Annotated in this window: 16 protein-coding genes and 4 pseudogenes; 9 read left to right on the top strand and 11 right to left on the bottom strand. The window is 68.4% G+C overall.

The features are described from left to right. Positions 1 to 280: 280 nt before the first annotated feature. Positions 281 to 2,302, top strand: a complete 2,022-nt coding sequence (gene fxsT / locus AB0M87_RS30905) for an FxSxx-COOH system tetratricopeptide repeat protein (protein WP_365858839.1) — start codon at positions 281 to 283, stop codon at positions 2,300 to 2,302. A 418-nt stretch (positions 2,303 to 2,720) separates the two neighbouring features. On the opposite strand, the gene AB0M87_RS30900 is transcribed toward fxsT, so the two are convergent. The 3 genes from AB0M87_RS30900 to AB0M87_RS30890 form a co-directional block, all read right to left on the bottom strand. Continuing rightward, positions 2,721 to 4,052 carry an enolase C-terminal domain-like protein gene (locus tag AB0M87_RS30900; RefSeq protein ID WP_365858890.1) on the bottom strand — a complete coding sequence of 444 codons (1,332 nt, stop codon included), beginning with the start codon at positions 4,050 to 4,052 and terminating at the stop codon, positions 2,721 to 2,723. Between the two features lie 44 nt (positions 4,053 to 4,096). Further along, a complete protein-coding gene (locus AB0M87_RS30895) occupies positions 4,097 to 5,434 on the bottom strand; it encodes a gluconate:H+ symporter (RefSeq protein ID WP_365858837.1) in 1,338 nt (445 codons plus the stop codon). Positions 5,435 to 5,545: 111 nt separating this feature from the next. Continuing rightward, the gene (locus tag AB0M87_RS30890) at positions 5,546 to 6,508 is read right to left on the bottom strand and encodes a 5-dehydro-4-deoxyglucarate dehydratase (protein ID WP_365858835.1); all 963 of its coding nucleotides are present in this window, start codon (positions 6,506 to 6,508) and stop codon (positions 5,546 to 5,548) included. Positions 6,509 to 6,614: 106 nt separating this feature from the next. Between AB0M87_RS30890 and AB0M87_RS30885 the strand changes: the two genes are divergently transcribed. Then, positions 6,615 to 7,403 (top strand): IclR family transcriptional regulator, encoded by a 789-nt coding sequence (locus AB0M87_RS30885; protein ID WP_365858833.1) that lies wholly within the window; start codon positions 6,615 to 6,617, stop codon positions 7,401 to 7,403. Between the two features lie 231 nt (positions 7,404 to 7,634). Here AB0M87_RS30885 and AB0M87_RS30880 read toward each other — a convergent pair. Continuing rightward, a pseudogene (locus AB0M87_RS30880) lies at positions 7,635 to 7,825 on the bottom strand (integrase core domain-containing protein); the annotation flags it as partial. Positions 7,826 to 8,063: 238 nt separating this feature from the next. Here AB0M87_RS30880 and AB0M87_RS30875 point away from each other — a divergent pair. The 3 genes and pseudogenes from AB0M87_RS30875 to AB0M87_RS30865 all read left to right on the top strand — a co-directional run. Beyond that, positions 8,064 to 8,633 carry a TetR/AcrR family transcriptional regulator gene (locus AB0M87_RS30875; RefSeq protein ID WP_365858831.1) on the top strand — a complete coding sequence of 190 codons (570 nt, stop codon included), beginning with the start codon at positions 8,064 to 8,066 and terminating at the stop codon, positions 8,631 to 8,633. A 50-nt stretch (positions 8,634 to 8,683) separates the two neighbouring features. After that, positions 8,684 to 9,541, top strand: a complete 858-nt coding sequence (locus tag AB0M87_RS30870) for an NAD(P)H-binding protein (RefSeq protein ID WP_365858829.1) — start codon at positions 8,684 to 8,686, stop codon at positions 9,539 to 9,541. Positions 9,542 to 9,571: 30 nt separating this feature from the next. After that, positions 9,572 to 9,730 (top strand): annotated as a pseudogene (locus AB0M87_RS30865) (transposase); the annotation flags it as partial. Between the two features lie 96 nt (positions 9,731 to 9,826). Here AB0M87_RS30865 and AB0M87_RS30860 read toward each other — a convergent pair. From AB0M87_RS30860 to rph, 3 genes and pseudogenes are all read right to left on the bottom strand, one after another. Then, a pseudogene (locus AB0M87_RS30860) lies at positions 9,827 to 10,246 on the bottom strand (alcohol dehydrogenase catalytic domain-containing protein); the annotation flags it as partial. A 1,404-nt stretch (positions 10,247 to 11,650) separates the two neighbouring features. Continuing rightward, the gene (locus AB0M87_RS30855; protein WP_365858827.1) at positions 11,651 to 13,069 is read right to left on the bottom strand and encodes an MFS transporter; all 1,419 of its coding nucleotides are present in this window, start codon (positions 13,067 to 13,069) and stop codon (positions 11,651 to 11,653) included. Positions 13,070 to 13,303: 234 nt separating this feature from the next. After that, a complete protein-coding gene (rph, locus tag AB0M87_RS30850; RefSeq protein ID WP_365858824.1) occupies positions 13,304 to 15,904 on the bottom strand; it encodes a rifamycin-inactivating phosphotransferase in 2,601 nt (866 codons plus the stop codon). A gap of 1,036 nt (positions 15,905 to 16,940) precedes the next feature. Between rph and AB0M87_RS30845 the strand changes: the two genes are divergently transcribed. Continuing rightward, positions 16,941 to 17,477, top strand: a complete 537-nt coding sequence (locus AB0M87_RS30845) for an isochorismatase family cysteine hydrolase (protein ID WP_365858822.1) — start codon at positions 16,941 to 16,943, stop codon at positions 17,475 to 17,477. Positions 17,478 to 17,554: 77 nt separating this feature from the next. Then, positions 17,555 to 17,938 (top strand): histidine phosphatase family protein, encoded by a 384-nt coding sequence (locus tag AB0M87_RS30840; protein WP_365858819.1) that lies wholly within the window; start codon positions 17,555 to 17,557, stop codon positions 17,936 to 17,938. Here AB0M87_RS30840 and AB0M87_RS30835 read toward each other — a convergent pair. From AB0M87_RS30835 to AB0M87_RS30825, 3 genes are all read right to left on the bottom strand, one after another. Then, positions 17,869 to 18,876, bottom strand: coding sequence for a zinc-dependent alcohol dehydrogenase family protein (locus AB0M87_RS30835; protein ID WP_365858817.1), 1,008 nt, complete (start codon positions 18,874 to 18,876; stop codon positions 17,869 to 17,871). The two genes, AB0M87_RS30840 and AB0M87_RS30835, sit on opposite strands and share 70 nt — an antisense overlap. A 140-nt stretch (positions 18,877 to 19,016) precedes the next feature. Next, a complete protein-coding gene (locus AB0M87_RS30830) occupies positions 19,017 to 19,364 on the bottom strand; it encodes a helix-turn-helix domain-containing protein (protein WP_365858815.1) in 348 nt (115 codons plus the stop codon). A 237-nt stretch (positions 19,365 to 19,601) separates the two neighbouring features. Continuing rightward, positions 19,602 to 20,393, bottom strand: a complete 792-nt coding sequence (locus AB0M87_RS30825) for a restriction endonuclease (RefSeq protein WP_365858888.1) — start codon at positions 20,391 to 20,393, stop codon at positions 19,602 to 19,604. A 358-nt stretch (positions 20,394 to 20,751) separates the two neighbouring features. Between AB0M87_RS30825 and AB0M87_RS30820 the strand changes: the two are divergent. Further along, positions 20,752 to 21,270, top strand: a pseudogene (locus AB0M87_RS30820) (site-specific integrase); the annotation flags it as partial. A gap of 32 nt (positions 21,271 to 21,302) precedes the next feature. Here the strand turns inward: AB0M87_RS30820 and AB0M87_RS30815 are convergent. Beyond that, positions 21,303 to 22,034, bottom strand: a complete 732-nt coding sequence (locus AB0M87_RS30815) for an SDR family oxidoreductase (protein WP_365858813.1) — start codon at positions 22,032 to 22,034, stop codon at positions 21,303 to 21,305. 129 nt (positions 22,035 to 22,163) lie between these two features. On the opposite strand from AB0M87_RS30815, the gene AB0M87_RS30810 reads away from it, so the two are divergent. Beyond that, positions 22,164 to 22,754 (top strand): helix-turn-helix domain-containing protein, encoded by a 591-nt coding sequence (locus AB0M87_RS30810; RefSeq protein WP_365858811.1) that lies wholly within the window; start codon positions 22,164 to 22,166, stop codon positions 22,752 to 22,754. The last annotated feature ends 212 nt before the right edge of the window (positions 22,755 to 22,966 follow it).

The raw sequence follows: 22,966 nt of genomic DNA, 5'->3' as shown, positions 1-22,966 counted from the left end.
TCCGGGTACCGCTGGGGCGGCGGTTGGGTGACGGCTGAGGACCAGGTGCAGATCCTTTCGCCGCACCCGCTACGCACCGAGCCCGGTGGCGGCCTTCGGTACTGCGCCGCCTCCCTGAGCCTCGCCGCCAAGTCGGCGGCGCCGCACCGACGCGCCCTTTCGCGACTGCGTGGAGCGCCACCGGCGTCGGCCAATCAACCCTCGCACGGGGCAACTTCTCAGCTACGATCGCGTCGGCTGTGGTCGTCGCGGTCGCCGTCGTGACCGGGGAGAGGGAGCCATGCTGCGGAGGCTGGTCGGCACGCTGATCGGCCTCCTCATGCTGTTCGTCGGCAGTCTCGCCTTCAACGCCGCCTCCGGGCAGAGCCGCTGGCCCGGGCCGCTCGACTTCGTGCGTGTCCACCCCTGGGTGGTGCTCCTGCTCCTGGTCCCGCTCGCATTGGTCGAACTGCGGCCGGAGCCGCGCGGTCACCGCACGCCGCGCCCGACAACGCCCGCGACGTACCGGCTTCCGCCGCGCAACACCCACTTCACCGGACGCGACGCCACCCTGCGGGAGCTGCGACGGCGCCTCACTTCGGCAGGCGACGTCGCGATCCAGGCCGTGCACGGGCTGGGCGGCGTGGGCAAGACACAGCTCGCGGTCGAGTACGCGTACCGCTACCTGGCGAAATACAGGTTCGTCGCGTTCGTCGACGCTGAGGCCCCCGACCTGGTGGCATCGCAATTCACGTCGCTGGCCAGGGAGCTGGGGCTGGGAGAGGTGGGCCCGGAGCAGGTCGTCCCCGGTGTGTACCGCGAGTTGCGGGACCGCAGGCCCTGGCTGATCATCTTCGACAACGGGGAGAAGCCGGGCATGCTCACGCACGCGCTGCCGTCGGGAGACCTGGCCAGGAACGGCCACGTCCTCGTGACGACCAGGGTGAGCGGATGGTCGGGCAGGGCCGGCGTGATGGACCTGGAGGTGTTCACCAGGCAGGAGTCGGTGGAGCTACTGGTCCGGCGGGTGCCCGGTACGACCGTAGAGACAGCGGACCGGATCGCGGAGCAACTGGGAGACCTGCCTCTCGCGTTGGAGCAGGCAGCCGGCTACATGGGCTACAACCAGACGGTGCCCGAGGAGTACCTGAGCCTGCTGACGTCGCGGTTGGAGGACATGATCTCGAGGGGTGAGCTGGCCGACCGACCGGCGGTGGTCGTCACTACCCTGTGGCAGCTCAGTGTGCGCAGGCTGGAGCGGGAGCAGCCGCAGGCGGTGCGGCTGCTGGAGCTGTGTGCCCTGTTGGCGCCGGAGCCGATCCCGCTGGAGCTTTTCACCGGCTCCCCGGAACGGCTGATCACGGCGGCGGCCGACCCACTGGCGTGGGACACGACGGTCGGCGCGCTGGCCGGCCTGGGTCTCGCACGGCGCGAGGATTCCGCCCTCTTGCTGCACCGGCTGGTCCAGGCAGCGACCCGGGCGGCGATGCCGGACGACGTGCTTGCGACCACTCGGGTTTCGTTGTGCCGTGCCCTGCTGGCGGCCGTGCCGCACGACATCCACGGCGACCCGGACGCACGGCCGCGCTGGCACGGGCTGCTCCCGCACGTGCTGGCCGTGACCAAGGACGACCCACCGGCCGGGTGTGCCGCGGATACCGCGGTGCTGCTGCGGCTGGCCTCGGAATTCCTCCTGCAGATCGGTGACCGCGGGGTGGCACTGCCGCTGTGCGAACGCGCCCTCGCGCTCGACGAGGCGCTTGGGGGTCGGGATGCGGAGGTCGGCTTCGACCTGATCACCCTGGCGCAGATCCACCGGGACCTCGGCATGCCGGAGACGGCCCGCCCGTTGGCGGAGCGCGCGCTGCGCCTGCACGAGTCCTGCCTGCCGGCGGGGAGCCCCACCATCGCGACGGACCTGGCGACGCTCGCGCGGACGCTGTGCCTTCTCGGCGAGCAGCAGGAGGCGTTGCCGCTGGCCGAGCGGGCGCTGCACATCGACGAGGCCGCGTACGGGCCGGACAACCCCTACGTGAGCTTCGACCTGATCGCCCTGGCCACCGTCCACGCAGACCTCGGCGACCACGCCACAGCGGTGCGCTTGATCTCACGGGCGCTGCGGATCCGTGAGGCTCTCTACGCGCCGGACCACCTGTACATCGGGTACGCCCTGCTGTTCAAGGCCGAAGTCCTGGACGCATTGAGCGACCCGTCCGCCATAACCCCCGCTCGCCGGGGGGCCCACATCCTGCACGCCCAACTCGGCAGGACGCATCCCAAGACTGAGGACGCTCTCGCGCTGGTGGACCGGCTGAATCGGTGACCCGCTGGGGGACGGGGCGACCTTTCGCGCCCGGTCGGCGCGCCCGGCGCACCGCAGATCCCAGTGGCGGGCCCGGGCCTCCGCGCTCGATGCCGAAGAGGTCCTGGCGGTGGCGCGGCGGTTCACGTGGGGTCGAGCCGGTGTGCGCGTTTCATGGTGGTTGTGCCCGCGCCGGAGGTGATGGCGCAGGTGAGGTACTGCGGTGCCGCGCAAGCGTTGACGGCCGGCGTCGATCTGGTGAAGCGGGCGCGTGCAGCAGGTACGGCGCGCTGCCCGCAAGTCCCGCCACACACTGGAGAAGGACATACGAAACTAGATCACGACCTGGAACAAGGTCCCCCACCCCTTCACCTGGGCGAAGAGCGCCGACGAGATCCTCGAACGCCTCGCGCATATCTTGATCGGGTTCCGGCGGACACTAGCGCACCAGGCAGGGGCGCTTGGCGTTGAACGTCCAGCCGGGTACCAGGTATTTCATGCCGGCGGCGTCGTCCCGCGCCCCCAGTGTCTCTTTCCGGTAGAGCTCGTGGGCTGCGAGGAGGCGGTCCATGTCGAGTTCGACACCCAGGCCTGGGAGGTCGGGCACGGCGATCTCGCCGTCGACGATTCGTGGCGGGGTGACGGTCAGCCGCTCCAGGCCCTCCTGCCAGATCCAGTGCGTGTCCAGGGCGTTGTACTCCCCCGGGGCTGCGGCGCCGCAGTGCGTGATCATGGCGAGCGAGATGTCGAAGTGGTTGTTGGAGTGGCAGCCCCAGGTCAGACCCATCACATGGCATAGCTGGGCCACCCGCACCGAGCCCTGCATGGTCCAGAAGTGAGGATCGGCCAGTGGGATGGAGACCGACTGCAGGGCCAGGGCGTGGGTCAGCTGTCGCCAGTCGGTGGCGATCATGTTCGTGGCCGTCGGGAGGCCCGTGGCGCGGCGGAATTCAGCGAGAATCTCGCGCCCGGAGTAGCCGTCCTCCGCTCCGCAGGGATCCTCGGCGTAGGCGAGCGTGCCCCTCAGTGGCGCACACAACTCGACCGCCTCGCGCAGCGACCACGCGCCGTTCGGGTCCAGGGTGATCCGCGCCGCAGGGTAGCGGTCCTTGAGCGCCCGTACGGCCTTGACCTCGTCGGTGCCCTCAAGGACTCCCCCCTTTAGCTTGAAGTCCCGGAAACCGTACAGGTCGTGGGCTGCCTCGGCCTGACGGACAATCGCCTCGGGCGTGAGGGCCTCCTCGTGCCGGAGGCGGTACCAGTCGACCTCCGAGTCGGCCTCACGGACGTACCCCAGATCGGTGCGGTCAGGGTCGCCGACGTAGAAGAGGTATCCCAGCACCCTTACGGCGTCCCGCTGTTGGCCGTCACCGAGGAGGGCCGCTACCGGTACGTCGAGGTGTTGACCCAGGAGGTCGAGCAGCCCCGACTCGACAGCGGTGACCGCGTGGACGGTGCTGCGCAGGTCGAAGGTCTGGACGCCGCGTCCGCCTGCGTCCCGATCGGCGAAGCGGAGGGCGATCGCCCGCAGGACACGCTTGTAGTCGCCCACCTTCGCACCGATCACCAGGGACTCGGCATCGCGCAGCGTCTGCGTGATCTTCTCCCCGCCGGGGACCTCGCCGAGTCCGGTACGGCCGTCGGAGTCCTTCAGGACGACGACGTTACGCGTGAAGTAGGGACCGTGCGCGCCGGAGAGGTTCAGCTCCATGCAGTCCCGACCTGCTACCGGATAAACGGAGAACTCGGTGACGGTCGGCTGGTTGTGCATTTTCATCGAAATCCTTGGATATGGCGCTGCTGCGGGTTCTGTGGTCAGAGGCTGAGGGCGTCGAGGACCCACTCGCCGGCCAGGACTCCTCCCAGACCGAGGATGGCGAGCACCGTCGTGTAACTGGTGCGGACCTTGATCGCGTCAATGACCGATAGGTTGAAGTACTCCTTGAACAACCAGAATCCGGGATCGTTGACGTGTGAGAAGGCGATGGAGCCGCACGACACGGCGAGCACCATCATCTCGGCGTGGATCCCGCTGCCCGAGAGGAGCGGCAGCACCACGCCGGATGCCGTGACGACGGCCACCGTCGCCGAGCCCAGTGCGATGCGGAGGATGACCGCGATGAGCCAGGCGAGGATGATCGGCGAGATCGCCCAACTGTCGGTTGCGGACTTGATGTAGTCGGAGATCCCGCCTTCGACCAGGACGTTCTTGAAGGCGCCACCCGCACCGATCACCAGCAGAATCATGGCCATGGCCTTGGCCGCCGAGGTGCAGGAGGCGTTGACATCGGCGAGGCTGCGGCCGATCCGCGGTCCGAACGCCCAGCTCGCCAGTGCCAGGGTCAACAGAAGCGCGATGGGTGCCGAGCCGATGAAGGCGACCAGGTGCAGGAACGGGGTGTCGGCGGAGGTGGCCAGATCAGTGAGGGCGGCGCCGGCAATCAGGACGACGGGGAAGAGGGCCACGGACAGCGACCAGCCGAGGCCGGGCATCTCCTCGTCGGTGAACTCGCGCTCGCTGACGAGGCCCGTGGGGATCGCGGGGTCCATCGCCTTGACGAACGGCAGGCGCGGCCACACGAGGGCTATCAGCGCACCGGCCGGGATGGCGATGAACAGGCCGTAGAGCAGGGTCAGTCCGATGGATGCGTGGAAGGTCGCGGCGACAGCGGTGGGGCCGGGGTGCGGCGGCAGGAAGCTGTGCATGGTGGACAGAGCAATCGACATCGGCAGACCGACCCAGAGCAGCTTCGATCCGGTGACCCTCACCAGGGTGAACGCAATGGGCACGATGATGATGAACGCGACCTCGTAGAACATGGTCACGCCGATGAGCATGGCGGTGACCACCATGGCCACCTGGACCCAGCGGGGTCCGAAGGCGTCGAGGAGCTTGCCGGCTATGCGCTGTGCGGCTCCGGAGTCCCCCATGACCCGGCCGACCATCGCCCCGAGCCCGATGGTGAGCATCGTGTCGCCGATCTGGCCCCCGATGCCCTCCGCGAGGACGTCCGGAATCTTCTCCAGCGGGATTCCCCGAACCACAGCGACGCCGACCGCCACGAGGAGCAGGGCGGCGAAGCCGTTGAGTTTCAGTCGGGTCATGAGGAGCAGCAAAACCAGAACGCTGATCCCGACTACAAGGAGTGGCATGTCAGTTCCCCTTTGAACTGTCGAACTGTCGAATCGCCGGCCTGCCATCGGCTCCTCGGAGACGGTGGCGGTGGCGGTGCGTGAAAGGAGTGCGGCGGCGGTGGGTTCGTGTCAGGCGGTGCGTCGGCGGACGGCTCCGACCAGGCTCAGACCGTCGTCGAGGATCTTTTCCAGGTCGCCGAGGTCGGCCGGGTCCGGGTCGGTGAGCGGGGCACGTACGGGGCCGACCGGCAGACCTCGCAACCGGGCCGCGGCCTTGACCAGGGACACGGCGTAACCCGGCACCCGGTCACGCAACTCGACCAGGGGGACGTAGAAGTCACGCAGGAGCTTGTTCACCGCCGCGTCGTCGCCGTCCCGCAGGGCGCTGAAGCAGGCATCGGCGATCTCGGGCGCGAACGCGTGGACGGCCGACGAGTAAGCCGGGACCCCGACGGTGGCATACGCGCGGGCCTGGATCTCGGCGGTGGCGGCTCCGTTGAAGAAGAGGAAGCCGTCGGGTGCGGCGAGGGTGAGGCGCTGAAGCCGATCGAGATCGCTGTGCCCGTCCTTCAGACCGATGACCGTGGGGATCTCGGCGATCCGGCGCACGCTTTCGGCGGTGAACGCGACCTGGCCGCGCTGGTACGCGATGAGCGCCAGCCGGGTGCCGGCCGCGATCCGGCGCAGCTGCTCGACCAGACCTTCCTGCGGGGCGCCGACCAGGTAATGCGGCAGCACCAGCAGGGCGTCGGCGCCGGCCTCCTCTGCGATGCGGGCGAACCGAAGTGCCTGTGCCCAGCCGTAGCCGATCCCCGCCACCACAGGCAGCCGGCCGTCTACGACCTCGACCGTGGCCTCGACAACTGCCCGGTACTCGTCCTCGTCCAGCGCGCTGAACTCCCCGGTTCCGCAAGCGGGGAACACCGCGCCGGGTGCGGTGGCCACCTGAGCGGTCAGATACGTCCTGTACGACTCCAGATCGAGGCTGCCGTCGTCCCGGAAGCTCGTGAGGGGGAAGGACAGCACTCCGCCGGCCATACCCTCGCGCAGCCGCCGAGCGACGTCTTCGATCTCCGCGTTGATCCGCTCCATGAGACCCATCCCTATATGCAGATGCCGTGCATGTATGAGAACGGAGGTTAGGTTCATGACCAGGCCGCGGTCAATGGGCGCGGCATCGCGGACTTAAAATGCGGCCATGCCGGAAAACAGCGGGGTCCGTGGGGTGAAGTCGGCGGCCCGCACCGTCGCACTACTCGAACTGCTCGCCACACGGGGCGACCGGCCCGCGCGCCTGGACGAACTCGCCGAGGACCTGGCCGTACCGCGCAGCAGCATGTATCAGCTGCTGCAGACCCTCGTCGACTGCGGCTGGGTACGCTCCGACAAGACCGGTTCCCTCTACGGCATCGGCATCCGCGCCCTGCACACGGGCACGAGCTACCTGGACAGCGACCCACACGTGCGGACGGCCCGCCCGTATCTCGACAAGGCGTCGGATGCGCTCGGCGAGACGATTCACCTGGCCCGGCTCGACGGGCCGAACGTCATCTACCTCGCGACGCGCGAGTCCCACGAATATCTGCGCACCATCAGCCGGGTCGGCCGCCGGATCCCGGCCCACGCCGGAGCCCTCGGCAAGGCCCTGCTCGCCGAACGGCCCGACGACCAACTCCCGTTGCCAAACGCGCCTTTGGTGGCCCTCACCGAGAACACGCACACCGAACGCGCCGCGCTGCTCGCCGACCTCGCCGGGGTGCGGAAGCGCGGCTACTCCGTCGACTACGAGGAGACAGTGTCCGGCATCGCGGGCTTCGGCTTCGCCCTGAGGTACGACACACCGGCCATCGACGCCATCAGCTGTTCGGTGCCGGTGACACGACTCAGCGAGGGGCACAGCGCCCGGATCGTCGAGGTCATGCACGAGATACGGACGGAGATCGAGACTGTGCTGTCACCCGCCGCAGGTGCTCCCGACTGGCGCTGATCCCTCGCCGCGCTTCTCTTCCCAGGGGTTGAGGCTCAGCGGTAACTCGCCGACGATTTCGAACCCCGTCCTCGGGGTGCGGCACTCCCCCAGGCGGCCGCCGACGGACTGGGCTTTCGCCGATGCCGTCGGGCCCGGGCGATCCTCCGTCTTGTGATCACAGGCACCGGACGTGCCCAGCCAGCTGAACGACAGCGCCTTGTCGAAAACGCTCCACGTGTATGGACCCTCGGGGTTGTCAACGCGGGTGATGGGGGTCTGGCCGGCGAGTGCGGTGTGGCAGCGGTGGTGGTTGTAGGTGTGGAGGAAGTCTGGCAGAGCGTCGGTGCGTTCGGCGTTGCTGGCGCAGGGCCGCAGGTAGGCCCATCGTCGAGCAGGGTGCGGTTGAAGCGTTCGACTGTGCCGTTGGTCTGCGGCCGGTAGCGCTTGCCGGTTGCGCCGAGGCCGGCCAGGGCCTGGCGCCCGTCCGCCGACGAGCGCCGGCGCCGTCTGTAGCCGGCCTCGCTAGGCCCTGCCTCCTTGATCTAGCGAGCCTGAGTTGCCGCGGGTCTGCCCTCTGAGTTATTTTCGATACGCAACCGTAGCGTATCGAAAGTAGGTCTAGGCGTGGCAAGCGCATCGAATGGCTCGGGAAGTGGCGGCACGGCTGGGCCCCCCGTCATGGGGCGCCCGCGTGATACCAGTCGTGACCTGGCCATTCTTGATGCCACGCTGGCGCTGTTGACCGAGGTGGGCTACGAGCCGCTGTCCATGGAGGCGGTGGCGAGCCGTTCAGGGGCAGCGAAGACGACGATCTACCGGCGCTACCGCGATAAGGCCGCGCTGGTCGCGGCCGCGGTCGAGCATCGCTCGCACGACACACCTCCCGCGCCTGCCGCAGGTGACCTGCGAGGAGACCTCCTCGGGCTGGTCACCTGGCTGGGCCGGCAGATCGCCGAGCAGGAGATCGGTCTGCTGGGGGCCCTGTTCGCCGGGATGCGCAGCGACGCGCGCCTGGCGGAGGAGATGCGCCGCATTCTGCGTCGGGACGAGGCAGCGATGACCGACGAGCCCCTGCGCAAGGCCATCCGGCACGGGGAGCAGCTGACTGCCCGGGCTGCCGAATTGTTCGCCGAGGTCGCCCCGGCGGTGATAGTCCACCGCATCGTGATCGCGGGCGAGCCGTGCGACGAGGCGTTCATCGAGCATCTCGTTGACGACATCCTCCTGCCGCTCCTGCGCAGCCACTGACACCACCCCGCCTGCGCCCGACGCACCGCGGAAAGGAAAGGAAGACACTCATGATCGTCGTCACCGGAGCGACCGGCGCCCTGAACGGCGCCACTGTCGAACACCTCCTCAAGCGCGTGCCCACCGAAGAGATCGGCGTCAGCGTTCGCGAAGTCGCCAAGGCTCAGCATTTCGCCGACCTCGGCGTGCGGGTACGCCAAGGTTCCTACGAGGACCCGGCCGCGCTGCGGCACTCCTTCGAGGAGGCGGAGCAGGTCTTGCTCGTCTCCTCCAACGATCCGCACGCCGATGCCGTCTCCTTGCACCGCGTCGCCATCGAGGCGGCCGTGGCAGCTGGAGCCCGGCGCATCCTCTACACCAGCCACCAGGGCGCCGGCGCCGACAGCCCTTTCCACCCGGCGCGTGACCATGCCGCCACCGAGCAGCTCCTGGCCGAATCGGGCGTCGCCTGGACCGCGCTGCGCAACGGCTTCTACGCCCACAGCCTCGCCTGGCTCCTCGGTCCCTGGCAGGAGACCGGCATAATCGCCGCCCCGGCCGACGGTCCGGTGTCCTGGACCGACCGCGCCGATGCCGCCGAAGCGGCAGCGGTCATCCTGGCCGGTGAGCGGGCCTTCGACGGTCCGGTCACGGTCACCGCCCGCCAGGCGGTGACGTTCGACGACGTCGCCGTGATGGCATCGAAGGCCAGCGGCCATGGGGTCACGCACGTGACGCTGGACGACGAGGCATGGATCGCCGGCAAGGTCGCCGCCGGTACTCCGGAGGCGATGGCGCGGATGACGCTCACCACCTTCCAGGCCGCCCGCCAAGGCTGCTTCGCGGGAGTCGATCCATTGCTCGCCGAGCTGCTGGGCCGAGAGCCCCGCAGCGTCGCCGACCAGATCGCGGACCCGAACGCCGCCTGAAAGAGGAGGCAGTGGTGTGCTCGGCAGGGGGATCTCACCGATGACGAGTGGGCGGTGCTGGAGCCTCTGCTGCCCAAGAGCAACAACCGCTGGGGCCGCCGGCGGGACCACCGACAGGTGATCAACGGAATCATTCACCGGCTGAGCACCGGCTGTCAGTGGCGTCAGCTGCCCGCTCGCTTCGGCCCATGGCGGACCATTCACAAACGCCACATGCTGTGGTCAGCCAACGGCACCTGGGAGCGACTTCTCCAGCACGCCCAGGCCATCGAAGGCCGCCGCGGGAACGGCCGTGCCGCCGCGCGCGACGCCGAACTGGCCGAGCGCGCGCGTGGCCGTCTCGATGGTGGCAGGCAGCGCGGCAGCGCCGGGGAAGTCGAGCGACGGTGGGATCGGCGCATACGAGGACAGCAGCGCCAGCTCGGCCTGGGCCGCCCCCTCAGCGGAGAAGCCGAACACGCGATCGCCGACGGCCACGTCCGCCACGCCTTCACCGAGCTCGTCGACGACCCCCGCCGCCTCATAGCCCAGGGTCTGCGGGAGCTCCTCATCCATCAGGCCCTTGCGCTTCTTCCAGTCGCTCGGATTGACGCCGGCCGCGCGCACCGCGATCCGGATCTGGCCGGGCCCCGGATGCGGATCGGGGAGATCCACGATCTCCAGGACCTCCGGGCCCCCGAACTGGTTGAAACGGACTGCCTTCATCATGCGCTCCGAACTCGATTCAGGGTGTCGCTGTTGGTGCGCGTACGACAACCTGCCGGTCTCGCCTGCCGGGTCGGCGCCACGCGCGGGGCGGGGCTCTCCGGCGGCCCTCGCCCACCGTTGCCCACCGCCGCCTTTCCGCGGCAGCGCCCGGCCCCGCATAGACACGCTCTGGACGAGTAAGAATATCCGCCAGCAGGGCGTGTGCTGGGGTTATCGGATGCACGAGCCGGCCGGTCGGATGTCCCGCCAGTGGTGTATCAGACCCGGCGAATCAGGCTACGGACGGTGGTGGTGACAGTGGCCAGAGCGAGGCTGTCTCGGCGAGTTCACGAACCTCTTTCGATGGACGTGTGCTCCGAACGAGTGCGTTCATCGATCCTTGAGCGATAGCGCGGCGCAGGTCAGGCCGCTCGTGGCGTAACCAAAATCGAGTCGAAGGCGTTCTCACGAGCGGCGCTACCTCCGGTGCCGACACGAACGAACGGAGCAACCTTGATGCGTGGGACAAGACTGGGAACGGCCGCGTTGCTGGCCGGCGCCGCAATCCTCTGCGGTGCCACGACGGCCACGGCAGACCCTGGGCAGACCGACTTCGCCCAAGACAACCCCGTGACCCAGCTCGTAGGCTCCGCCGCGGGCGCTCTGGCCGACGGCTCCGGGTCCTGCGCTGCACCGTGGGCTGATCAAAACCTCGGCGACGATGTCAGCTACGCATGCCAAAGGATCCAGATCTACAGGGCGGACTGACCACACCGCCTCGCAGTGAGTGCAGAGCCTTCGCCCGGAACGGTGGTCGGGGGCTCTGCGCTGTGGGCCACCGGTCAACGTTCCCTGTGTTGTTCTGCGGGACCGGGCGAGCCCCTTTGTGGTTGCCCATCACTGGCGCCGGGCGTGGCTTTCAAAGTTCTGCTGTCCGTGACACAGGACAACCGATGATCCGGCGCAGTGGAGTTGAGCGTTCTCACCGAAAGCTGATGGATGGGCTTTCTCGTCATCGAAGCTTGAGCGGGCTGGTCAGAGCTGTCTCCTCCAAGCCGAGCTTGGATGAGTCTCACTTCCCGGGAGCGTCGAGATCTACCCCGTCCGCGCCACGGGCGGACGCGGCCTTTGCCCACCCGGAGATCAGAGGTCGTTGACCGACAGCCGCGCCAGGCTCTACTCCCGGAGGACGCCCGCGCATTCACCTCGCGGCTGCCCTCAGCGCCGTCACACTGACCACGGTCATGCTCTGGGGTGCGCCCCCGGCCAGCGCCCACAGCTCCACTGCATTCACTCTGGACAGCGCATGTTCTCCGGCGCATGCACGGGTTCCGGCCAAGCGATCGGAGTCAATGCCGGTCTCGACAATGGTGCCGGCGAAGTCGCAGACTGCCCCGGCCTGCCTGACGGCCTCAAGACGCTTTACGTTCCTTTCGCGTTCGCCGGCACGCACAGCCACGCAAGGCCCGCGGCGATCAGGTAGGCGAGCGCGCCGATGGCCATGTTGGTGCGCAGCCCGGTGGTGTACTCGGTGGCTGTGGCGAGCAGGCTGCCGCCGAGCGCGACGCCGGTGGCGCTGCCGATCTGGCGGGTGGTGTTGAACAGGGCGGAGGCGGCGCCTGAGTACGCCGAAGGCGCGGCACCCATCACGGTGGCGGTTGAGCCGGTGAGGGCGAAGGAGGTACCGAATCCCGCGGCCATCAACGGGGCCACCAGCAGAGGGTAGGCGGGGTCGGCTCCCGCAGCGGCCCAGCCGGCCAGCCCCAGGGCGGCCAGGAGCATGCCGAAGATCACCAGTGGACGATCGCCGGTGCGGCGGGCCAGCCGCCCGGAGAGGACGGAGGCGAACATGGTCATCGCCACCGCCGGGAACAGCGCCAGCCCGGTACCGAGGGCGCTGAAACCGCGCTGGTGCTGGAATTCCAGGCTCGCGGTGAACACCATGCCGTAGAAGCCGAAGTTGAACAGCAGGCCGATGACGGCTCCACCGCTCATGGCACGAGAGCGCAGCAGGCTCGGCGGAAGGACCGGAGAACGGGCCAGCCGCTCGCGCACCGCGAACGCCGCCGCGGCCAGCACGGCCAGGCCCACCCCGGCGAGAACAGCCGGATCGGACCAGCCCCGCCGTCCGGCCTCGTTGAGCGCCGCGGTCAGCAGCGCCACCGCCACCACGACCGCGCACTGTGCCGGCCAGTCCAGGGCCCGGGTGGCGCGCCGGGGCGAGCGTGCTACATGCCGCAGCGTCAGCATCATGCAGACCACACCGACGGGCAGATTGATGAGGAACACCCAACGCCAACCCAGCGTGGAGACGAGCAGCCCACCCAACAGCGGGCCGGCAGCGGCCGCGATGCCCGCCATAGAACCCCACAGTCCAAAGGCCCGAGAGCGTGCGGCCGATGCCGGGTAGGCCTGCTGGAGCAGGGCCAGGGAACCGGGCACGATGAGCGCCGCACCGAGCCCCTCCACCAGCCGGGCCGCCACCAGGAAAGCGGTGCTCGGCGCGAGCGCGCAAGCAGCCGAGGACAGAGTGAACACCGCCACGCCCGAGCAGAAGACACGACGGTTGCCGAGCCGGTCACCCAGCGCGCCACCCGTCAGCAGGAACCCAGCGAAGACCAGGATGTACCCATCGGTGATCCACTGGATGCCGGTGAGCGAGGCCGACAGTTCCCGGCCGATCACCGGCACGGCGACGTTGATGGCCGTCACGTCCAGGATCACCATGAAATACCCGGCGCACACCGCCAGCAGTGGCGCCCAGGACCGATACTCGGGCTCCGGGGCCGAGGCGGGAGTGGGCGTGGAGTCACCACCGCCAACGGACTCCGCGAACGCCACGGCCCCAGCTCCTCCCATCCGTGGAGACACGACATCAAAAGCCACATTAAGGGACAAGGAGCCGCTCGTAGAACCCGCACCACGTGCGGGGATCGGCATTGACTTCGTGGGGGCTGCTGGAGACCAAGACCCTCCAGTCGAAATTCACTTCGATGGCACGTTTACCTTGCAGCCTTCCGCAACCAGAACGGCACGTGGACGGTGAAGCAACCCTGAGCCGTTGCCTCACCGTGGTCAAGGCAGGATCTCGACGTACCCCTCGGTTCCGTGCACGCGAATCCGCTGCCCGTCCCGGATCAGCCGGGTGGCCTGCTCAACGCCCACGACGGCCGGCAAGCCGTACTCCCGGGCGATCACTGCCCCATGGGTCATCAGGCCGCCCACCTCCGTCACCAGGCCCGCGATTCCGACGAACAGCGGCGACCAGCTGGGGTCCGTGAAGGTCGTGACCAGGATGTCGCCCGCTTCGAGATCGGCCTCCGCCATGTCAAGGATGAAGCGGGCCCTTCCCTCGATGGTTCCGGCGGAAACCGGTAGGCCGATCAGGGCGCCGGCCGGCACGTCGTCGCACCGGTACGCCCCGGTGACGGCCTCACCATCCGATGTGAGCACCCGGGGCGGTTTGAGCGCGTGGTACGACCGAAACGCGTCCTTGCGCTGCTGGATGAGCTGGTCATCCACCTGGTTCGAGCGGCGCACGACGTCGTGGAGTTCCTGGAACGTGAGATAGAAGATGTCCTCCTTCTCAGGAAGCACGTTGGCCTGCACGAGGCGCTCGGCCTCCCTCAGCAGGGCCCGCTTGTAGACGAAGTAGCGGCTGATGACGCCGTACTTGGGGTACTCCCGGTACCCGATAAAGGTTCTGAGCCGGTCGATCATCCGCTTGGCCTCGTCGGCCTTCTGGTCCCCGTCCGGCAGAGCCCGCAAGCGTGACAGCACGTCCTGTTCCTTCTTCTGTGCCTTCTGCCGCCCTTGCTCGAAGCGCCGCGCGGCGGCGCCCGGCTCGAACATCCTGACGTTGTCAAGGAGCACGGGCACGAGCGTGGTGGGGCGTTCGCGCCAACGTGGCCTCGTGATGTCGATCTCGCCAACGCAGCGCATGCCGTACCGGTCGAGGTAGTCCTCTATGACGTCACACGCTTCGGTCCCGCCCGCGACCTTCGCCAGCTCGTCCAGGAAACCCTCGTCCTCGACGCCCTGCAGGAACGCCACCACCTCCGGATGTGGGCGGATCGCGTCCGCGACGTCGAGCAGCGCCAGGCCCATCTGCGAAGTGACGTTGTCCGGGGCGGAAAGCGTCAGCGTGTCAGCCGCGTTCTTCTCGCCCAGCCACTCCTGCAGCGTGTCGTTGAGCCACCACGTGGCCTCCATTCCCGCCATGATCACCTGAAGGTTCAGCGGATCGCTGAGGACTCGCTTGTGCTCCTCGAAGGCCTCCAGCAGGAAGTCGAACAGCGCTGGTCCGGTCTTCGTACGGATGCCGCGCTCCAGTGCGGCAATGGACGCCTGGCTGCGCTCGATCAGCTCGGTGATGATGGCCGGGTCGGTCTCGATCGGGGCAGGGACACCGCCGGCCGGCGGCCGGCCGGGACTCGCGTCCGGTAGCGACGGGACGAAATCGTCGCGGTCGAGGACGGTCTCCAGCGCGTCCCTGGTCAGCGGATCGCCTCTGCCGATGACATCCAGGAGACCGGCGCGGCTCACGGGCGAAGCCAGACGCCGGGTAGCGTCGACGAACAACCTCCCACCGGCCTCGTGCATCGGCGCCATGGCCGTCAGCTGCCACAGGGAGAGCCCCAGGGGCTTCATCGGGTCGGTCATCATCTGCTGATGACCAACGGAGAGGTAGACGTGATTCTCCTGGTCACCGGTCTCGGGGATGGGGAACAGCGTCGTGATCGGCCGACTCTGAACGATCGCGAAGCGATCATCGACCAGGCACCATTCGATGTCCTGCGGGCGGCCGAAGTGCGCTTCAATCCGCCGCCCGAGCTGCACGAGCAGCACGACCTGCGCATCCGTCAACGCCGGCTGCTCCTGCCGCTGCGAGTCGATCGTCACCTCCTGCGTACCGCCGGCCGGCAGGGCGTGGACGGCACGCCGTTTGGCGGCGATCGCCTTGGCGACGACTTCGCCGTGTCGCACCTTGAAGACATCCGGGTTCACCAGGCCGGAAACCAGGGCCTCGCCGAGGCCGAAGCCGGCATCCACGGTGGCGACCTTCCGGTTGCCCGTGACGGGGTCGGCTGTGAACAGGATGCCGGCGGCATGCGGGAAGACCATCTGCTGCACGACCACGGCCATGCGGACCGTTCGGTGGTCGATGCTGTTCCGCTGGCGGTAGGTCACGGCCCGCTCGGTGAACAGCGAGGCCCAGCACCGTCTGACGTGCTGGAGGATCGCTGTCGCCCCCACGACGTTGAGGTACGTGTCCTGCTGGCCGGCGAAGGAGGCCGTCGGCAGATCCTCCGCCGTCGCGCTGGATCGGACGGCGTAGGCGGCTTGCACGCCGAGTTGGGTGTGCGCACGGGTGATCGCCGCCGTGAGATCGTCCGGGATGGCGATCCCTTCGATGGTCCGACGAATCTGCGCGCTGAGCGTGCGGATCTTCTCCCGGTCGTCCGGGTTCAGGCGCGACAGCAGATCGAGTCGATCGTCGATCGACGGAGCTTCCGCCATGATCCGCCGGAAGGCGTCCGTCGTCACGCAGAAGCCACCCGGCACGTGGATGCCTTCGATCCGCGACAACCCGCCCAGGTGCGCACCCTTGCCGCCGACGACCGCGACCCGCGTCTCGTCGACCTCTTGAAGATCCAAGACGTACTGCTCGATCATTTCGATACCTCCGAGGCAGCCGTGTCCCGCTGCGCTCCGGTGGCCAATCGAATCACCGACGCCTCCAGCTCTGTCGAACCGCTTGCCAGGCACCCCCTCGTCTCTGGCTGCCCGCCCTCTGACGAGTCGGCGGGCCGTTCCGCCCAGTCGGGCGACGCGCACCCCCGCACCTCCGCTCCGAGCCCCCGCACCGGGACTGCCGGTCCTACCACTGGGTCGACGTCACCGCGTCCCCCGTACATCGACAACAACACACGCACGTCGTGCCCCCGTTTCCGCAGGTTGTGGCATCGGCCGACGATTCTGGGCCGTGACCGGGGTCTTGTGGCAAGCCCCCCAGCGCGCTATATGTTGAGAGTGGCAAGGAGAGAGCTCTCCTTGCCTTTGCCTTTTGGCATCCAATGGAACCGACAAGCTTCTCGCGAAGCGGTGGCGCGCCGCGTACGGTTACGCGTCGTTGGGCCAGGCGGGCGTCCCATCGGCCTGCGAACGCAGCCGCGGAACCAGAAGTTCTTTCCCATGCCGACAAGGCCCGAACGTCGAGCGCGCCGCCGTCTCCCGGAGGTCGTTGCGCCACGCCGCCGTGCTGGGCCAAGCTCGACGAACGGACGCTTGAGGGTCGCCGTAGCTCACATCGGCCGGCACCCCAGCCAACGGTCCCCATGGCACCCCGCCCGGGCCGTGGCCCCGCTGTGCCTCCGCAGCGACCGGATTCGTTGGGCAGCTTCAGTCCGTCAGTGCCCGCTCCGACAACGAGCACACGATGCTTCAAGGATTTTTCGCGTGACCGAAGACGCCCGCGCACATGCGTGAAGCCCAGAAGGCGCATTCCTGGGAGCGGACCGCGCCGGACTTCTGCCCTATCCGGTCGGCGGACTGCCACTGTGAGCAGCCGGGACACCACGCGTGGTCGGTGGAGCCGCTCAGGGCCGCGCAGTCTGCCCGTAAGGGACGTACGCGGGCCCGGGCACGCCCGCGGCGCCATCTGCGGGGGTGGTCGACGTGCAGACGCCTTGCAGGCTGACATCATGTCCCCATGGGGAAAAGCGCTCTTATCGTGATCGACATGATCAACACCTATGATCACCCCGACGCGGAGCTTCTCGTCCCGTCCGCACGCGCGGCGTTGCCACAGATCGTCCGGCTCCTGGAGCGAGCGCACACCCAGGGCGTGCCGGTCATCTACGTCAACGACAATTTCGGTGAATGGCGCTCTCATCACGGGGAACTCGTCGCGGCTGCCCTGGCGGGACCGAAACCCGAACTGGTCCGACCTGTCCAGCCGGGCGAGGATTCGCTGTTCGTGGTCAAGGTCAGACATTCGATCTTTTACGAAACTCCTCTCAGCTACCTGCTGTCCCGGCTCGGCGTGGACCATGTGGTTCTTACCGGCCAGGTCACCGAACAGTGCGTGTTGTACTCGGCTCTCGACGCGCACATCCGCCACCTGCGTGTGACGGTTCCCGACGACGCCGTAGCCCATATCCACGATGATCTTGCCCGGGCAGCACTGATCATGATGGAACGCAACATGCACGTGGCCGTCACCACGACCGACAAGGTCGATTTCTAGACCTTCCGTTCGCAACGGGCCGGCCCGCGGCGCGGAGCAAGGTTCGGCGGAAGCTCACAACGGCCGAGGTAGGCGCGGTGGAGTCGCCGACCGATGACGATGCGGTAAGGGGCAGTGCCCCGGTCGGACCCGACCGGGGGCACAAGAGGCCTTGGTGCCGGCCGTTGCTCGGTTCGACGGGGAGCGCCGCTACCGACGGCCGCCCCGACGTTCCGCTGACTGACGCGGGGGAGGCCACCGCGAAGGCGCTGGCTCAGAGGTCGACCCGGCGCCGGCTGATCGCCATGGTCAGCGGCCCTCTGAGGCGCCATACGACGGCCGAGCCGGCGGGCCGGGTGGGCGTCGGGCCCGGCCCCGACCTGGAGGGCTGGGACTTCGGCGAGCGGGCAGTTCAGGACGGAGTGTCGTCGTGGTTGACGGTGACGACGATCTTGCCGACCTGGCCGTTGGCCTCCATGTAGCGGTGGGCCCCGGCGATGTCGGAGAGGTCGAAGGTCTTGTCGACGACCGGCGTGAAGGAACCTGAGGCCAGACCCGCGTTGACGAACGCGACCGCGCGACGCAGGCGCTCGGGGTCGGAGGTGATCTCGAAGAGGGTGTAGGTGCTGCTGTTGAGTGCGGGGAAGGACTGCGCGTTCGGCAGTGGCGTGATGCGCGGGTCGAGGGCGCCGTAGACGACCAGGTGGCCGCCGGGAGCGATGGCCTGGGCGAGGGTCTCGACGCCGGGACCGGCGATCGGATCGAATGCCAGGCGCACGCCCTGACCGCCGGTGATCTGCTGGATCCGCGCGGGCAGGTCCTCGTCGTCGGTGACGACGACGTCGGCCGCGCCGGCGTCCAGGAGGCGATGCTTCTTACCCGGCCCGCGCGTGGTGGCGATGGGGATCGCGCCGATGTGACGGGCGATCTGAATGGCCGCCAGGCCGACACTGCTGGAGGCCGCGGTGATCAGCACGTAGTCTCCCGGACGCACCCGGCCGCTCTCAGCCAGGGGGCCGTAGGCGGTGATGTAGGCCATCCACATCGCCGCCACTGTGGTGGCCGCGACGTTCGCGGGGCGGGCAACCACGGCGGAGGCCGGGAGTATCACGTGGTCGCCGTAGGTGCCGTACTCGCTCTGCAGGAACGACGGAACGACGGCGACCAGGTCGCCGGCGGCGACGCTGTCCACGCCCTCCCCGACCGCCTCGACCACTCCCGCGGCCTCGTAACCCAGCGTGGAGGGAAAGACGGGCTGGTAGAAGTAGGCGCCTTCCCGGTACATGATTTCGGCCCGGTTCAGGCCGATCGCATCCACCCGGATCCGCACCTCTTCCGCGCCCGGAGAACGTACCTCGACGTCGCGGAGGGTGAGGACCTCGGGGCCGCCGAGCCGGTCGAACTGTACAAGCTTTGTCATGGTGCATCAGTCCCAGGGGTGAGGGTCGGGAAGCAACGCCGGAGTATCCGGACGTCACCCACTACCGTGCCCCAGACTTCGATGACCGTCAAATTTCGACATCCATCGAACTATGTACCCGCCGAGGTACGTCAGGAGTCTCAGGCCGCGCCCGCCGCCTCCGCGGCGCAGGCGGCCATCACGGCCGACAGCAGGCCGGGAAACCGCTTCTCCATCTCGCCGGTGCGCAGCGCGTTCATCTTTGTCGTCCCCACGTAGTACTGGCGGATGAGGCCCGCCCCGCGCAGCACGTTGAAGTGATGCGTCAGGGTCGACAGCGACACCGGCGCTGCGAACGTGCCGCAGCTCAGGTCCTCACCAGCGCGCACCAGTTGCGACACCACCATCCGTCGCACCGGATCCGCCAGCGCCTCCAGAACCTGCTGCAGCGAGACCTGTGTCAGGTCGGGGTGCTCCACAGTCCGGGCAGCAGCACGGGGACGGGCCACGACGACTCCTTGGGGTATGTCAGTACTCGGTCCATAGTACGACCATCATCGAAGCAAGAGCTGGTGGGCTTCGCAGCCGACCCCACGCTCCAGCGCACCGCGTTCGCACCGACATCGACGTCCAGAACCTGCCGCACTCGCACAGGACGGCAGACGGCACATGTAGGGGTTGCCGTCCGCGGCGCCATCGGGGCCTGCCGGGGAGACGGCATCGGCCGCCGTAGAAGTTGGGGGGGGTCAGACGGTGGATTCGTCCAAGGCAGTGCCCACCTGGTCCGAGGCGGGCTCGTCCACCATCGAGGGCCCCCAGGGCGCCGGCCCCGAACCCTCCGCCCAGGCAGCGAGACGAGCACCGTCCACGCACCGGATACCGCACGCCGCGGCGTACTCCTGAGCCGGTTCCGTGAACTGACTGGTTGTCACGACTGCGGCAAGCTGGGCCCCGTGAATCGTCCAGCAAGTACCGCCGAAACGCTGGAGCTCCTGGGAGCCGACCTTGTTCGTAGGGCCATACAACTTGCACTGCACCACGACGCGCCGGCCATCGGGGGCGATCGCCACGACATCAGCACCAAGATCACCGGCGCCACCGACAACCTCGACCTCGCGGCAGCCGTCTCGTTCGCACAGCGCGGCGACGGCGGCCTCGAAACCCTCCGGGTCGAGAGCCGAGAAGTCGGGGGTGGGCTGGGGCAGTACCGCGGTCAACCCCTCCTGAGCCACGGCGGGCGTGGAGCCGGCAGGCTCCTGGCTCCGGGCGGCCGCAAAGGGGGTGGGTGTGTCGTTGTTCTGAGCTGTCTCAGCGAGTTCACGATCAGCCTGAGCCATCCCTGCGCGGGCGGCACGGCGCAGCTCCCGGGCCCTCGGCATCGCACGGAACACGATGTAGAGCACGGGAATGGCGAACGGCCCCAGGAGTACGGCAGCGAGCGGATGCGCCCCGGCCCAGTGAGCGAATCGCAAGAAAAGGAGCGCGGCGGCGCAGAGCAGGGCACCGACCAGCGCGAGGGCGACGACCGGCCCGCGCAGCGATCCCGCCGTTTTGGGGCGGCTCGCCTCACTCCTGCTCTTCCGTATCAGCACTGAGCCTCCTCCACACCGTCACGAACCTCGTCGACGGACGTGTGCCCCGAACACCGCAATCCATGATCGACAGACAGGGCCGGCATCATGCCTGCGCACCAGGGGTTCGAAGAACATGGAACGAAAACCGGCGCCAAGCATCTGTCGGCCTGGTGGGCGCCTGACGGGCCGTCGGGCGCGCGGCGATCTTGAAGTCACCCACAGACAACGGCCGCCTCTCTGCGGTAACTTGGGCCGTCACCTGCGGTGACGTTCTCCGGCCGCTACGGGAAGCGTCCCTGTTATCTGTGGCAAGTGGAAAGCGGTGCCCACCGTCGCACAGCTGCCGGCCGTGAAGGCATTGACCGTCTGCGCGGCGGCGGACGTGTTTCTCGACTCGCTCGGCAACCCGGACACCGTCCGCAACTACGGGATCGGGGTGGGCAAGACCGCTGAACGGCTCGGCGAGGCCCGGCCTCCGGCGTCGGTCGTGGACGGCGAGATCGGCGAGGCCCTGGAACTGCTCCGGGGCACCGCGGTGGTCAACACGTGGAACTCCCGCCGGGCGGGGGTGCTGTCCTGGCTCGGCCGGTGCCGTGAGCACGGCTACGAGGGACCGGTAATCCCGGCCTGGGCGAAGCGGCTGGCGGTGCCGGACTCCGAAACCCGGGCCCGCTCGAAGATGGCAGTCGCCCGGCTGATCGCGCGGCGCGAGGTGCACCTGCGGGAGAAGGCGCTGCGGCGGATGCTCTACGAGACCGCCGGGCGGGCCGAGGAGATCCTGGGCGTCAACATCGATGACCTGGACTTCGCCGGGCGCCGTTGCCTGGCCAGGGCCAAGGGAATGTGTGTGTGGTGCGGCGTGACTGCGCAGGCCTATCCCTGGGCGGTGGGGCGAACGACGATGTCACCTACATCGACACCGTCCGGCTGTTCAATGGCGAAGGCGATGGCGCGGGCCACCGCGTCCGGCGAAAGAGCGATCTCCATCATCTTGTCGATCTGGTCCTTCACAGCCGGATCCATGCGCTCTGCGAAGTCCGTGCGGACGGCGCCGGGCGAGACCACGGTCACGCGCAGGCTGTCGCCGGCCTCCTGGCGCAGGCCCTCGGAGATGGTGCGCACGGCGTTCTTCGTGCCGGCGTACACCGATTGGAGCGGCACGATGCGCAGTCCGGCGGTGGACACGGTGTTGACGAAGTGCCCGAAACCCTGCTCCCGGAAGACGGGAAGGGCTGCGGCGATCCCGTACAGGACCCCCTTGAGGTTGACGTCGATCATCTCCTCCCAGTCCTCGACGCGCAGGTCATCCAGACGGGAGATCAGACCGATCCCGGCATTGCTGACGAGGACGTCGAGCTTGCCGTATCGATCGCGTGCCAGCTGGACGAGGCCGGAAAGGTCCACGTGTCGCGTCACGTCCGTGCGGGCCCAGGCGGCTTCACCGCCGGCCTTTTCGATGCGGGCGGCCAGGGCCTCAAGACGCTCCGGACGGCGTGCCCCGAGGGCGATCTTCGCGCCGCGCTCGGCGAGCAGGAGCGCGGTCGCCTCACCGATGCCGCTGCTGGCGCCCGTGATCGCCACGACTTTGCCTTCGATTCCCGACATGATGGACAGTCCTTCCAGTAGAGAAGTGGGGGCGGCCATGCCCTACAGTGAAAGTGGAGGCTCCGCCACTTCATCCACGTTAAGTGGCGGCTCCTCCACTTAGCAAATGGAGACAGGGGAGAGCCATTGATGGTCCGGGACGCAGGACGCCCACTGAGGGCTGACGCACAGCGGAACCGGGACAAGATCCTGGCCGCCGCGGTGCGCGTGTTCACTGAGGAGGGACTGGATGCCCACTTCGAGCGCATCGCCAGAGAAGCGGGCGTGGGAACCGGCACCCTCTACCGCAACTTCCCGACCAGGGAAGCTCTGATCGAGGCGGCGTACCGCAACGAAGTGGCCCGGCTGTGCGACGCCGTCCCCGGCCTCCTTGCGGCGATGTCGCCGCCTGAGGCCCTGCGAGCCTGGACTCGCCGCTTCATCGACTACGCCACCGCCAAACTCGGCATGGCCGACGCCCTGCGAGCCGTCGTCAACTCGGGAACCAATCCCTACGCCGACAGCCACGAGATGATTCAGGCCGCCCTCTCCACCCTCATGGACGCCAATACCGCTGCCGGAACGATCCGGTCCGACATCAGCCCGACCGACATGTTCGCCGCCCTCGCTGGTATCGCCCTCACCTCGGCCAAGCCCGAGCAGCGAGAGCAGGCCGAACGCCTCCTCGACCTCACCCTGGACGGACTGAAACCTGCGCCGTCGCGGCTCCCAGAAAACTGACGGCAGAAGCCCGGACACCATCGAAGCTGATGTTCCGCGCGGTCTGTTCCAGTAGTGCTCGCGCGGAGTCCGCGTAGCGCATCGCGGTCTTGTCGTCGAGCCCGAACACCCCGGCGAAGGTGGAGCGGGTCGGGCCCGTGGACCAGGGCCACTTCGAGTTGCCGATCGACGCGGAGGCGCTCCAGCGTCGCGACCTGTCCGCACACGGTCGC

The sequence above is a fragment of the Streptomyces sp. NPDC051320 genome (assembly GCF_040682175.1).
Taxonomy (GTDB): domain Bacteria; phylum Actinomycetota; class Actinomycetes; order Streptomycetales; family Streptomycetaceae; genus Streptomyces.
This window is presented reverse-complemented; position numbering and strand designations above follow the sequence as displayed.